The sequence below is a fragment of the Streptomyces sp. NBC_00989 genome, assembly GCF_045162655.1.
Lineage (GTDB): Bacteria > Actinomycetota > Actinomycetes > Streptomycetales > Streptomycetaceae > Streptomyces.
The window spans coordinates 3,382,841-3,396,152 of sequence record NZ_CP108728.1 but is presented as its reverse complement, the minus strand read 5'-3'; the positions used below and the strand labels follow the sequence as shown (position 1 = coordinate 3,396,152).

13 protein-coding genes are annotated in these 13,312 nt (G+C 71.0%); 8 read left to right on the top strand and 5 right to left on the bottom strand.

What is annotated here, in order from left to right; all coding sequences use genetic code 11:
- Positions 1-17: 17 nt before the first annotated feature.
- The 3 genes from OG714_RS14535 to OG714_RS14525 all read right to left on the bottom strand — a co-directional run bounded on the left by OG714_RS14535 (position 18) and on the right by OG714_RS14525 (position 2,947).
- Positions 18-1,439 (bottom strand): MFS transporter, encoded by a 1,422-nt coding sequence (locus tag OG714_RS14535; RefSeq protein ID WP_406121176.1) that lies wholly within the window; start codon positions 1,437-1,439, stop codon positions 18-20.
- A gap of 52 nt (positions 1,440-1,491) precedes the next feature.
- Entirely contained in the window at positions 1,492-1,962 is a 471-nt protein-coding gene (locus tag OG714_RS14530) for a MarR family winged helix-turn-helix transcriptional regulator (RefSeq protein WP_406121174.1), read from the bottom strand.
- Positions 1,963-2,029: 67 nt separating this feature from the next.
- On the bottom strand, positions 2,030-2,947 hold the full coding sequence (locus OG714_RS14525) for an alpha/beta hydrolase (RefSeq protein WP_406121172.1): 918 nt from the start codon (positions 2,945-2,947) through the stop codon (positions 2,030-2,032).
- Between the two features lie 151 nt (positions 2,948-3,098).
- Between OG714_RS14525 and OG714_RS14520 the strand changes: the two genes are divergently transcribed.
- The gene (locus OG714_RS14520) at positions 3,099-3,992 is read left to right on the top strand and encodes a helix-turn-helix domain-containing protein (protein ID WP_406121170.1); all 894 of its coding nucleotides are present in this window, start codon (positions 3,099-3,101) and stop codon (positions 3,990-3,992) included.
- Between the two features lie 4 nt (positions 3,993-3,996).
- Here the strand turns inward: OG714_RS14520 and OG714_RS14515 are convergent, their stop codons facing one another.
- Together OG714_RS14515 and nac are read right to left on the bottom strand one after the other, a co-directional pair.
- Positions 3,997-4,989, bottom strand: a complete 993-nt coding sequence (locus tag OG714_RS14515) for a 2-hydroxyacid dehydrogenase (protein WP_406121168.1) — start codon at positions 4,987-4,989, stop codon at positions 3,997-3,999.
- Between the two features lie 111 nt (positions 4,990-5,100).
- A complete protein-coding gene (gene nac, locus OG714_RS14510; protein WP_406121166.1) occupies positions 5,101-6,015 on the bottom strand; it encodes a nitrogen assimilation transcriptional regulator NAC in 915 nt (304 codons plus the stop codon).
- Positions 6,016-6,308: 293 nt separating this feature from the next.
- Between nac and OG714_RS14505 the strand changes: the two genes are divergently transcribed.
- The 7 genes from OG714_RS14505 to OG714_RS14475 all read left to right on the top strand — a co-directional run bounded on the left by OG714_RS14505 (position 6,309) and on the right by OG714_RS14475 (position 13,281).
- A complete protein-coding gene (locus OG714_RS14505) occupies positions 6,309-7,088 on the top strand; it encodes a LamB/YcsF family protein (protein ID WP_406121164.1) in 780 nt (259 codons plus the stop codon).
- 5 nt (positions 7,089-7,093) lie between these two features.
- Complete coding sequence (locus OG714_RS14500) at positions 7,094-7,909, top strand: allophanate hydrolase subunit 1 (RefSeq protein ID WP_406121162.1); 816 nt, start codon at positions 7,094-7,096, stop codon at positions 7,907-7,909.
- Positions 7,902-8,888, top strand: coding sequence for a biotin-dependent carboxyltransferase family protein (locus OG714_RS14495; protein WP_406121160.1), 987 nt, complete (start codon positions 7,902-7,904; stop codon positions 8,886-8,888). The genes OG714_RS14500 and OG714_RS14495 overlap by 8 nt, the downstream gene beginning before the upstream one ends.
- Before the next feature lie 334 nt (positions 8,889-9,222).
- Entirely contained in the window at positions 9,223-10,533 is a 1,311-nt protein-coding gene (locus tag OG714_RS14490) for an MFS transporter (protein ID WP_406121158.1), read from the top strand.
- An 82-nt stretch (positions 10,534-10,615) separates the two neighbouring features.
- Entirely contained in the window at positions 10,616-11,359 is a 744-nt protein-coding gene (locus OG714_RS14485) for an SDR family oxidoreductase (RefSeq protein ID WP_033283926.1), read from the top strand.
- A gap of 5 nt (positions 11,360-11,364) precedes the next feature.
- A complete protein-coding gene (locus OG714_RS14480) occupies positions 11,365-12,588 on the top strand; it encodes an aspartate transaminase (RefSeq protein WP_406121156.1) in 1,224 nt (407 codons plus the stop codon).
- 18 nt (positions 12,589-12,606) lie between these two features.
- Positions 12,607-13,281, top strand: coding sequence for a 4-carboxy-4-hydroxy-2-oxoadipate aldolase/oxaloacetate decarboxylase (locus OG714_RS14475; RefSeq protein ID WP_406121155.1), 675 nt, complete (start codon positions 12,607-12,609; stop codon positions 13,279-13,281).
- The last annotated feature ends 31 nt before the right edge of the window (positions 13,282-13,312 follow it).

Below are 13,312 nucleotides of genomic sequence, written 5' to 3'. Positions count from 1 at the left end.
GGGGTTCTTGCCGGGGGTCAGGTGGTCTTGGTGCCGCGGCCCATCAGGCGGCGGTCCAGGACGGTCAGGAGGAGGACCGTGAGGCCCGCGCCGACCAGGACGAGGCCGAGGATGTGCAGGCCGTGGTCGCTCACGCCGGCGCGGAAGACGATGCCGCCGATCACGGCGGAGGTGATCGTGCCGAGGTAGCCGAAGGTCCGGAACAGCCCGGAGGCGGTGCCTATCCGGTCCGGCGGCGCCTCCAGGTAGAGGGCAGTCTGGTTGCCGACGGTCGTGGTCGCCGAGGCGACGCCGAAGACCAGGGACACCAGCACGATCGCGATCGCCGGGCTGTGCGAGGTGAGCAGCATGATCCCGGCCGAGCCGATCAGCATGGACACCGCCGAGACGACCAGCGGGCCGCGGATCAGGTTGCGGCGGGCGAGCGGGTGCGAGAGGAGCGCGGAGACGGCGCCCATCGGCAGCAGCAGGAGTCCCGCCGTCACGGTGGAGAAGCCGTGCGCGGCCTCCATCCACTGCGTCACGCCGTACATCAGGGTGTACGTGCCGAGCAGGGAGAGCGCCTGGCGCAGATAGGTCCGGGTGAGGGCGCCGTTGGCGGCGAGCCCGCGGAAGTCGAAGAACGGTCCCGGCCTGCGCAGCTCCCACCGGACCGTGGGCACGGCGGCCAGGACGAAGACGGCGAGCGCGGTCCACCCGAGGCGGGGGAGTCCCGTCAGGAAGATGACCAGCGCGCTCATCGACACGGCGAAACCGAGGATGCCGGGCAGGTCGATCCGGTCGGCGACCCTGCGGAAACCGTTGTCCCCGCGCTCCAGCGCCAGGTCCTCGGGCAGCCAGCGCACGGCCATCACCATCGCGACCAGGGTCACCGGGATGTTGATCAGGAACGCCCAGCGCCAGCCCGCGGCGCCCACCAGCAGTCCGCCGATCGGCGGGCCCACGGCGGCGGTGGCCATGCCCGCGATCGCGATCCCACCGAGCACTCCGCCCGGCGGGGCGTCCAGCCCGGCGTCCTGGGCGCGGCGCCGGATCAGCACCATCGCGCAGGGGAACGCGGCCGAGGTGCCGATGCCGACCAGGACCCGGGCCACGGTCAGCATCGCCAGGTTCTGGCCGAGGCCGCCGACGACACCGCCGAGCAGCACCAGCACGATGCCGGAGAGGAAGACCCGGCGCGCGCCGAGCACCTCCGCGAGCTTGCCCGCGGTGGGCTGCGCCACGGCGCTGGCCAGATAGAGCGAGGAGACGAGTACGGCGGTGCTGCCGACCGCGACATGCAGCTCGGTGGCGATCGGCACCAGCGCGGTCGCGATGATGGAACTGTTGACCGGGTTGAGCCCGGCGCCCACATAGAGCGGGGTCGTGAAGGTCCAGGCGAAGGGCCTGCGCGAGAGACCACGCGCCGGGCCGGCGGCCTTACCGGTGCCGGTCCTCATATGCCGGTCCCCATAAGGGCGGTGCCGGTCCTCACAGGGGCGGTGCCGGTCCTCATATGCCGCCGTCGTGCAGCTCGGTCGTGGCGAGGCGTTCCAGCAACTCGATGGCCTTCTCTACGTCCTCGCGCTCGTCCGGGGCGATCAACTGGTCGATGGCCCGCGCCAGGAAGGTGGCGCGCCCCGCGAGCAGCTTCTCGACCAGTTCGGTCGCGGACGGGTCGGCGCTCATCAGCTTCTTGCGGCCGTCCCGCGCGTCGGGCTCGCCGCGGACCAGTCCGGCGGCCTTGAGCACCGCCAGGCTCTGCGCGATGGACTGCGCGCTGACCCGCTCCAGCGCGGCCAGCCGCGCCGCGGTGACGGGCCCCTCCCGCACGACGCTCGCCAGCACGCCGAGCTGCGTGAGGGTCAGACCGGTCGCATGCTGCCCCGATTCCGCCCGCAGCCGTGCGCGCAGCCGGGTGATCGCGTCGTTCAGCCGCTGCGCGGCCGCGACGTACTGCTGCGGCCCGGGGTTCGTGGTCATGCCCCCAACGTAAAACTGCACAAGTAACTTTGCCAAGTTACTTGTGCAGTTTTTCCTGTCTGTTGGATCACGCCGCCAGGTGAGCGGCGAAGAAGCCGTCCAGCTTCTCCACGGCGGGCGTGACGTACGCGTCCTTGTCATAGAGATCGACGTGCGAAGCGCCCTCGATCCACGCCAACTCCTTTGGCCCGTACACCTTTTGGAACGCCTCCACGCTCATCCAGGACGTCACCGCGGCACGCCCGACGATCAGCAGCAGCGGCCGCGGCGCGATCAGCGCGACGGACGCGAACGTGTCGAAGGCGGCGATGCGGTCCACGCTCGTCCAGGTCAGCGCCTTGGCCGAGCGGGGGTGCTGGGCGCGCGGAGTGCGGTAGTACTCCCAGCCCTCGTAGACATGTGGGCCGCCCGCGCGCGCCTCCTCCTCGGTGGCGGGGAAGACCGGGAAACGCTGGACGTCCGCGCCACCGGCCTCGGCGGTACGGGCCGCGGAGGCGGCGGCCAGCATGCCTGCCACGACGGCCGGGTCCTGCGCGCCGTCCGCACCGAGCCGGAACTGCCGTGACATGTCTACGGCGCTGACCGCGCCCACGGCCCGGATGCGCGGGTCGGTCGCGGTCGCCGCCAGGGCGTACCCGCCGGAGGCACAGATGCCGAGCGCCCCGATGCGGCCGGGGTCGACCCCGTCGAGGGTGCCGAGGAAGGAGACAGCGGCCTTGAGGTCCTCGACCCGCTGCCCCGGATCCTCCAGAGCGCGCGGCTCGCCCTCGCTCTCACCCTGGTGGGCGGCGTCGAAGGCGAGCGTGACGAACCCGCGCTCGGCCAGCCGGCGGGCGTACAGACCGGAGGCCTGTTCCTTCACCCCGGTGCCGGGATGCCCGACCACGATCGCGGGACGCGGCACCCCCGGCGTCTCCCAGTCCGGGGTGTAGAGATGACCGGCGAGCTTCAGGCCGGCGCTGAGGAAGGTGACATCGGTACGCATGGGGTGCACTCCAGTCGGAGGTGAGGAGAGGGAGGCCGGTGTACGGCCATGCCCCCACCGTCACGCCACCCCGCCCCGCGCCACCAGGGACGGCTCTGCCTATGCGGTTCTGTACCAGGCACGCCCCCGCCGACCCGAGGACACTGGAGACATGGCAGACCGTGAAGCGGCGCCCCCCTCTGGCCCCGCCGGCCCCTCCGGCAACGAACTGGGCGACTTCCTGCGCGCCCGCCGCGCGGACCGCGACCCGCAGCGGGCGGGCTTCCCCGACGACGGCCGGCTGCGGCGCGTCCCCGGGCTGCGCAGGGAGGAACTGGCGTATCTCGCGCACGTGAGCGTCGACTACATCGTCCGCCTGGAACAGGGCCGCACCCGCAGGGGCTCCCGCGCCGTCCTGGACGCACTGGCCGACGCGCTGCACCTCGCCGCGGACGAGCGCGCCTACCTCTTCACGCTGGCCGAGGTCGCGCCGGGAGGCTCCGGCCGGCCGCCCGTACGTTCCGAAGTCGCCCCGCGGCTACGGCAGTTGCTGGACACCATGCACGACGTCCCCGCGATGGTGCTGCACCGCGGCATGGACGTCCTCGCGTGGAACCGCGCGGCCACCGCCCTGCTCGCCGACTTCGGCGCCCTGCCCCCGGCCGAGCGCAACCTGATCCGGCTCACCTTCCTCGACGCCGACTTCCGCGCGCTGTACGCGGACTGGCCCCGGGCCGCCCGTGAGTGCGTCGCCGTCCTGCGCATGGAGGCGGGCCGCACTCCGCACGAGCCCGCGCTGGACGCCCTGATCGGTGAACTCGGCGCGCGCGACCCGGACTTCCGCATGTGGTGGGCCGAACATCAGGTACGGGGACCGCGGCAACTCACCAAGACGTACGTCCATCCGGTCGCCGGTGAACTCACCCTGGACGTCCAGCAGTTCACCGTCGACACGCACCCGGAGCAGTTCCTCGTCGCGTACACGGCGCCACCGGACTCGCCCTCGCAGGAGGCGCTGCGGTTCCTGTTGCAGTGGGCCGGTCTCACCAGCACCCAGGCGGGGTGAGCGGTCAGTTGCCGACGGGCGTGCCCGCGACCGCCGAACTGCCGGGCAGGGGCGTACGGGCGGGCCGTTCGGCCAGCACGTCCAGGATGTTGTCCACCGCCAGGTCGACCATCGCGGCCCGGGTCGCCTCGGTCGCCGACCCGATGTGCGGCAGCGTGACGATGTTCGGCTCGGCCACCAGCGGGGACAACTCCGTTCCCATCGGTTCCCGTTCGAAGACGTCGAGCCCGGCGGAGTGCAGCCGCCCTTCACGGACGGCGTCCAACAAGGCCTCTTCATCCACGACTCCGCCGCGCGAGGTGCTGACCAGTGTGGCCGTGGGCTTCATCGCGGCCAGTTCGCGGGCCGAGATCAGATGGCGGGTCTCGTCGGTGAGCGGCACGTGCAGGGACACCACGTCGGCGTCGGCCAGCAGCGCGGGCAGGCCCACCGAGGTCGACAGGTCGTCGTCGGGCGCGTACGGGTCGTGGTGGATCACGCGCATCCCGAAACCGTGGGCGCGGCGGGCCACCGCGCGGCCGATCTGGCCGTAGCCGACCAGGCCGAGGGTGGCTCCGTGGACGTCCAGGCCGAGATAGTCGTGCATCCGGAACAGTCCCCAGGAGCCGTCCGCCAGGCTCGCGGACGCCGCGCCGATACGGCGGCGGGCGGCGAGGATCAGCGCGAAGGTGAGGTCGGCGGTGGTCTCCGCGAGCACGCGGGGCGTGTGCGTGACGACGATGCCGCGCTCGGCTGCGGCGGCGCGGTCGACGTTGTCGAAGCCCATGCTGGCCAGCGCGACGACACGCAGCGAGGGGCCAGCCGCGTCCATCAGGGCGGCGTCCACCGGGTCGTTGCCGAGGGCCAGCACACCGCTCACGCCGCGGGCGATGGCGGCGAGGTCGGCGGGATCGGGCTTGCCGGCACCGGGCCAGGCCACCAACTCCACGCTCTCGGACAGGCGTTCCAGGCCTTCGCCGGGCAGGTTTTCACGGGTGACGAGGACACGGTTCTTCATGTTCTTCTCCAGTGACGAGCCATGTGCAGCCATGCATTACCGGCCGGGCGGATTATTCGGAAAACGCTAGCCTCGGCGGTCACCGGAAACAAATAGCGGTTTTGTGTGACGCTATTGGTCGTCCTTATTCTTGTCGGTGTCGATCAGTTCAAGGAACAGATCGTGCACGGCCAGCGCGGGCTCCGAGAGCGGCTGGTTGTCCGAGGTCACCACGGACAGTTTGACCGTGATGACGGGCTCCACGATCCGCCGCACGGACAGCTCGCGGACGTCGAGGATGGCCCGGGCCGCCGACCACGGCAGGACCGTCGCGCCGATGCCCGCGTCCACGGCGTTGACGAGGGTCAGCGCGGACTCGACCTCGCCCACCACGTTCAGCCGGAGCGAGGCCTGCTGGAAGGCGGCGTCCACGACCTGCCGGATCGTGTGGATACGGCTGGGGAGCAGCAGGGGCAGGTTCGCGAGCTCCCCCAGCTTCACCTCGCCCTTCCCCGACGGCGCCGTGTCACCGGGCGCGCCGATCAGATACAGGTCCTCCGTACGGACGGGCTCGAACTGGACACCCCGCAGCGGCCCGGCGCCGTAGATGAAGGCCATGTCCATGCGGCCCGTCATGATCGCCTCGCTGATCACACCGCCGAAGTTCTCGTTGATGTGCAGCAGGATGTCCGGGTAGCGCTCGCGGACGCTCTTCAGGAGGGGCAGCGCGAGGGCCGCGCCCAGGCTGTATGGAGCGAGGCCCACCGAGACGCTGCCGGCCGGCGCCCGGCCGGAGACGTCGACGGCGGCCTGCGCGAGGTCCACCTGGCGGAGGATGAGCTGGGCGTGCAGGTACAGGGCCCGGCCCGCCTCGGTCGGGGCGACCCCGCGCTTGCTGCGGATCAGCAGCTGCTGTCCGAACTGTGCCTCCAGGGCGGACAGTTGCTGGCTCAGGGCCGGCTGGGCGATGTGCAGGATGTCGGCCGCGCGCGTGATGCTCCCCGCGTCGATGATCTTGATGAACGAGTAGAGACGCCTGGTGTCCATGCGCGGGGCCTTCCAGATGGAGCGAAGCCTCATCGTAGGGAGGGATCACCCCGAATCACAGCCCCGGTGAGTGGAGGGTGTGAGGGGAGTCATAACGGTTCGCGATAACGCCAGACCGAACGGATATTGGCGATCACGCGACCGGCGGAATAAGTTGAGCGGAACATCCAGACAGGAACACCCGCCCCGGAACATTCTCCGTTCCCGGTGTCACGAAGACGTGCTGGCAACTGTCATCCAGAATTCCCCGCCCCGGAATTCCCCCTTTCCGGCATTCCCTCCCGGAGGACGTCATGACTCCCATGGTTGATCTCGTCGCCGATCTCGGCGAGGGATTCGGCGCCTACACGATGGGCGACGACGCGGCCCTTCTGGAGTTGCTGACGTCCGCCAACGTGGCCTGCGGATTCCACGCCGGCGATCCCCGCATCATGGACGCGACCGTGCGGACGTGCGTGGAGAAGCAGGTCGCCGTGGGCGCCCACCCCAGCTTTCCCGACCTGGTCGGCTTCGGCCGCCGCGCGATGGACCTCACGCCGGACGAGGTCCGCACGGACGTGCTCTACCAGATCGGCGCCCTCCAGGCCTTCGCCGTCGCCCACGGCACCCGCGTGCACCACGTCGCCCCGCACGGCCGCCTCGGCAACCTCGTCGCCGTCCGCGCCGACTACGCCCGAGCCGTCGTGGACGCCGTGGCCGCCCTGGACGAGTCGCTGATCGTCCTCGCGCAGGACGGCGAACTGGCCGACGCGGCCCGCGCCCGTGGCCTGCGCGTGGGCATCGTCGGCATCGCGGACCGCGCGTACCGCGCCGACGGGACGCTCGTGCCCCGCTCCGAGCCCGGCGCCGTGATCCACGACCCCGACGAGGTCGCCCGGCGCACCCTGCGCATGGTCACCGAGGGCGTCATCCGCAGCGTCGACGGCACGGACGTCCAAGTCGCCTGCGACACCGTCCTGTTGCACGGGGACAGCCCCGGCGCCATCGCGCTGGCCGGCCGCATCCGCGAGCAACTCCTCGCCGCCGGCGTCGAGATCACCTCCCTCGACAAAGTCCTGAGCGGCAAGGGGTGACCGACATGAACAGCGCTCTCGCGGACGGCCCGATCATGAACGGGCCCACTGCACAAGGCAGTTACGGCAAGGCCAACGCCAACGTGACCATCGCGGACTGCGGTGACTCGGCCCTGGTCGCCAAGGCCGTAGGGCTGGACGCCGAACCCGCCTGGCGACTCGTCCACGCCCTCGCCGACGCCCTGAACGAAGTCCAACTCACCGGCGTCCACGACGTGGTGCCCACCTACGACGCCCTGCTCGTCGAGTTCGACTGCGCCGCCACCGACCACGACACCGTCCGCCGCGTCCTGGCCCACGAAGCGGCCCGCCTCGGCCCGCACCCCGCGCCCAGCACACCCCCGCGCCGCTTCGTCGTCCCCGTCGTCTACGGCGGCGAGCACGGCCCCGACCTCCCCGAGGTCGCCGCCCAACTCGGCCTGACCGAGGGCGAGATCATCGCCCTGCACTCCGGTTCCGACCTCACCGTGCGCTGCCTCGGCGCACCCGCCGGAGCGCCGATGACGGACGGCCCGCCCTTCCCGAAACCGGTACCGCGCCTCGCCTCCCCCCGCACCCGGGTCGACGCGGGCTCGGTCGCGGTAGCCGGACGACAGGCGGTCATCTGCCCGATGCCCTCACCAGGCGGCTGGCCACTGCTCGGCCGCACCCCGGTACGCGTCCTCGACCTGCACAGCGACCCGATCACCGCGTACCGCCCCGGCGACACCTTCCGCTTCCGCCCCATCGAACCCCAACAGTGGGACGAGTACGCCGACTTGAGCCTCGCGGACTGTACGGACCCGGCAGACCTGATGGGTCGGGAGGTCCGCCATGGCTGACACCCTCACCATCCGTACCGCCGGCATCGTCACCGTCCAGGACCTCGGCCGCGTCGGCCGCTCCCGCTACGGCCTGCCCGTCAACGGAGCCGCCGACCAGCACTCGGCACGCGTCGCCAACGTCCTGTGCGGCAACCACGACCGCGCTCCGCTGCTGGAGATCACCGCCCTGGACTTCGCGTGCGTCCCCTCCGGCGACATCCTCATCGCGGTGACAGGCGCCCCCGCCGAGGTCACCGTCGAAGGGGTCGTACGCCCACAGTGGGAACCGGTCCCGGTACGCGCCGGCGAAACCGTCAGGATCACCGGCATCCACCGCGGCCTCCGCGTCTACCTGGCGGTACTCGGCTCGTTCGAGGCCGACTACCTCCAGGGCAGCTGCGCCCCCGACACGATCCTGGGCTTCGGCCCCACGCTCCGCGCCGGCGACGAACTCACCCTGCGCACGGCCTGCCCGCCCATCGACCACCCCTTCTCCCGCATCCCCCTGTTCCGCCTGAAGGCGCCGGTCCCCCCGTTCCCCACCAGCTGGACCATCGACGTCACCGACGGCCCCGACCGGGCCGAGTTCGGCGACACGGGCCGGCGCCTGTTCGACGCCCCCTTCACGGTCACCCCGCGAAGCAACCACATAGGCCTGCGCCTCCAGGGCGCAGTACCCCGCCGCGTCACCCAGGGCGAGGTCCTCTCCCGCGGCGTCCCCATCGGCGCCGTAGAAGTACCCGCGGGCGACGAACTCCTCGTCCTGCACCGCGGCCGAGGCGTCACGGCCGGCTACCCCGTCCTCGCCGTGGTCACCGCCACCGGCCTGTCCGCCCTGGGCCAGGTCCGCCCCGGCCAGCCCATCCACTTCCGCCACCGCACCCTCACCCAGGCGACCACCGCCCACCGCGCCCAACGCCAAGCGATAGACGCCCTGAGAACCAGGGTCCACACGGCTTTCGAGGCCCTACGCATCCGGGCGCCTGCGGAGGTCTGACGTCCGGTACCGACTACGCCCGGCTGCCGACGCCGACGCCGGTTTCAGTTCCGGTCGGCGCTTGACCCCCCGCACCTCTCCAACACAGGCCCGCTTACGAAGGGGCGCGGGGCTGTGACATTTGCGGCTCCGCAGCGCGGGCGCGACAAGCCCCCACCGACCCGCACAAAACCCACAACCGCTCCCCACCCGCACACAGCCCACCCGCACACAGCCCACCCGCACACAAAACCCACCCACCCACACACCCACCCGCTCCCCGCCACCCCGCTGGAAGCACCCGCACGGAGCCGCAACGCCCTTCCCCAACCCCGCTGCCCAGACAGGAGACGCCATGAGTACCGTGGCCGCTCAGCCAGTCCCCAACACGGTCGATCCCAGAACCGCCCGCAAGGTCACCCTCGCGGGCTGCGTCGGAATCTTCGCCGAGCTCTACGACAACGGCATCTTCGGCTTCATGGCCGGATCACTCGCCGCCGTCTTCTTCCCCGGCTCCGACAACGCCGTCCAGCTCGTCTTCCTCGGCTACGCGGTCTCCTTCTTCTTCCGCCCCCTCGGCGCCGTCATCTGCGGCCACCTCGGCGACCGCATCGGCCGGCAGCGGATGCTGGTCTTCGTCATCCTGCTGATCAGCGCCGCCACCGCGGCTATCGGCGTGCTCCCCAGCTACGCCAGCATCGGCATCGCCGCACCCGCCCTGCTGATCCTGCTCCGCGTCGCCCAGGGCTTCTCCGTCGGCGGCGAGGCCTCCGGCGCGATGAGCTTCCTCGCCGAGCACGCCCCGGAGGGCAAGCGCGGCCTGTACACCAGCTACGCGCAGATCGCCTCGTTCCTCGCGCTGCTGACCGGCACGCTGGTCGCCGCCGCGATGACCAGCGGACTCGGCTCCGCGCGCATGGAGTCCTGGGGCTGGCGCATCCCGTTCCTGCTCGCCGTACCGCTCGGCATCGCCGGCATCTACATCCGCAAGCGCATCAGCGACACCCCCAACTTCACCCGCCTGAAAGAAGAGGACGGCCTCTCCAAGAACCCGCTCAAGGAGGCGTTCGCCTCCGCCGAGCACCGGCGCGCCATGCTGCTGGCCCTGTTCATCCCCCTGATGAACGGCTCCGGTTACTACGTCCTGTTCAGCTACATGCCCACCTTCATGAGCACCGAGCTGCACTTCGGCAAGGTCCAGGGACTGCTCGTCACCGCCTCCAGCCTGGTCGCGATCTGTATCGCCATCCCTTACATGGGCCGCCTCTCCGACCGCATCGGCCGCAAGAAGGTCCTCGCCGGATCCGCCGTCGCGATGGCCGTCGTCGGCATCCCCTGCTACCTGCTGATCGGCACCGGCAACGTGGCCCTCGCCGTGATCGGCGCCTGCATCATGGCCGTTGTGTTCGCCGGCCACACAGGCGTCATCCACATACTCCTCGTCGAACTCTTCCCGACCCGGGTGCGCTACTCCGCCTACGGCCTCGGCTACAACGTCTCCTCCGCGCTCTTCGGCGGCACGGCCCCCCTGCTGATGACCTACCTCATCGACCGCACGGGCAACGTCAACATGCCCGCCTTCTACGCCGTGATCACGGCCCTGGGCACGCTCCTCGCCGTGTCCCGCGTGACGGACCGCGCCCACCTGCCCCTGCGCGACGCCTGACCGCCCACGTAACTCCCGCACCCGCACTCGCACCCGCACGTCCGCACAAGCCCCCCACCCCGCACAGCAAGGAGCCCTCAGCATGCCCATCTCCGACTACAGGACGGCCCTCGTCACCGGAGCGTCGACCGGCATCGGAGCCGTGGTCGTCGAACGGCTCGCCAAGCGCGGCCTGGAAGTCCACGCCGTCGCCCGCAACGCCGACCGGCTCAACACCCTTGCCGACGAGACCGGTTGCATCCCGCACGCCGTCGACATCACCGACACCGAGGCGCTCACCGCCGTCCTCGACGGACTGGAGATCGACGTCCTCGTCAACAACGCGGGCGTCTCCCGCACCGGCAACATCCTCACCGCCGACGAGTTCGCCATCGACGAGCAGATCGCCGTCAACATCCAGGCCGTCCTGCACCTGGTCCGGCTGCTGATGCCCGGCATGGTCGAGCGCGACCGCGGCCACATCGTCAACATCAGCTCCATCGCCGGTGTCTACAACTTCGGCGGCAACACGATCTACCACGCCACCAAGGCCGCCGTGCACACCCTCTCCCGCCAGCTCCGCGTCGACGGCTACGGCCGCCGCGTCCGCGTCAGCGAGATCTGCCCCGGCCGCGTGGAGACCGAGATCTTCGGCCGCCTCCTCGGCGACATGGAGGCCGCCCAGCGCGAGTTCTACGACGGCTACGAGTCCCTGAAGCCCGAGGACATCGCCGACGCCATCGAGTTCGCCGTCGACTCGCCCCGGCACGTCAACATCGGCCACATCGAGATCCTGCCCACCTTCCAGGTGCCCGGCGGCCTCAACTTCGAGCGCAGGGAGGGCTGATCACCGTGAAGACGGCAGAGCGCCTGCGCCGTATCAAGCCCTCGCCGAGCACGGCCGCGGCGCAGCGCGTGCGCGAGCTGAAGAGCCAGGGCCTCACCATCCTCGACCTGACCGTGGGCGAGCCCGACTTCGACACCCCCGACCACGTCAAGGCCGCCGCGATCAAGGCCATCGAGGCGGGCGAGACCAAGTACACGCCGGTGAACGGCACTTCGGCCCTGCGCGCCGCGATCACCGGCAAACTCCGCGAGCGCCACGGCCTGGAGGTCACCGACGCGCGGATCACCGTCGGCGGCGGCGCGAAGCAGGTCATCTTCCTCGCCCTGATGGCGACTTTGGACGAGGGCGACGAGGTCATCGTCCCCGCCCCGTACTGGGTGTCGTACCCGGACATGGTCCGCGCCAACGACGGCACCCCGGTCGTCGTCGACTGCCCGGAGGCGGAGGACTTCAAGCTCACACCGGAACGGCTCACGGCGGCGATCACCGAGAACACCCGCTGGGTCGTCCTCAACACCCCGGGAAACCCCACCGGATCGGCCTACACCACCGCCGAACTCCAGGCCCTCGCCCAGGTGTTGCTCGCGCACCCGCACGTCGGCGTCCTCACCGACGAGATCTACGACGAGATCTGGTACGGCGACGCGGCGGCCCCGTCCCTCGCGGCCGTCGAACCCCGCCTGGCCGACCGGGTGTTCCTCACCAACGGTGTCTCCAAGACGTACGCGATGACGGGTTGGCGTATCGGATACGGGGTGGGCCCGGCCGACCTGGTGACGGCGATCAACACCCTCCAGTCCCAGACCTCTTCGTGCCCCTCGTCCGTGAGCCAGGCCGCCGCTGCCGCCGCGCTCACCGGACCGCAGGACTTCGTCCGGGACACCGTGCGCGTCTACCGCGCCCGCCGCGACGAGACCGTGAAGCTCGTCAACGACGTCCCGCAGCTGAGCTGCACCGTCCCGGACGGCGGCTTCTACCTCCTCGTCAACTGCCAGGCGGCGATTGGGCGGTTCACCCCGGCCGGCACCCGGATCGAGAGCGACGAGGACTTCGCCCTGCACCTCCTCGACAGCCGGCAGGTGGCGGTGATCCACGGAGCCGCGTACGGCGCCCCCGGCTACTTCCGCATCTCGTTCGCGACGTCGACGGACGTCCTCACCGAGGCCTGCGAGCGCATCGCGGCGGCGTGCGCCGAACTGACGGCCGCGCCCGCCGAGCCCTCCGCCTGATCCATCCGAAAGGTCATCATGATCCGCGTCAGCACGAAGTTCGACCGCCCGGAACCCGCCGTGGTCAAGCAGCTGAGTGCCTTCTCCTCGGCCACCATCCACGAGGCGCAGGGCCGCCTCGGGGCGCTGGACTCGGCCATCAAGCCGGTCGACCGCACGATGTCCCTGTGCGGTCCCGCGTTCACCGTGCAGTGCGCCCCGCGCGACAACCTCATGCTCCAGACCGCCATCGCCTACGCCCGGCCCGGCGATGTCGTGGTCGTGTCCGCCGGCAACTACGAGGAGGCGGGCTCCTTCGGCGACGTCCTCGCCAACGCCTGCCAGTCCAAGGGCCTCGCCGGTCTGATCACCGACACGGGCGTCCGCGACACCGAGGACCTGCGCGCCCTGGGCTTCCCGGTGTTCTCCCGCAGCGTCTGCATCAAGGGCACGGTCAAGGAGACCGTCGGCCCGATGTGCGAGCCGATCACCGTCGGAGGGGTGCTCGTCCGCCCCGGTGACGTGATGCGCGCCGACGCCGACGGCGTGGTCGTCGTCCGCCGCGAGGACGCGGTCGAGGCGGCCGCCCTCTCACAGGAACGGGTCGACGCCGAGGCGGGGTACATCGCCGCATACCGGGCGGGCAGGACGGTGATCGAGATGTGCGACCTCGCCCCGGTGCTCGCGGCGAAGGGCCTGGTCATCGAGGAGTGAGACCGCTCCGCCGCGCCCAGCACCGTCACGT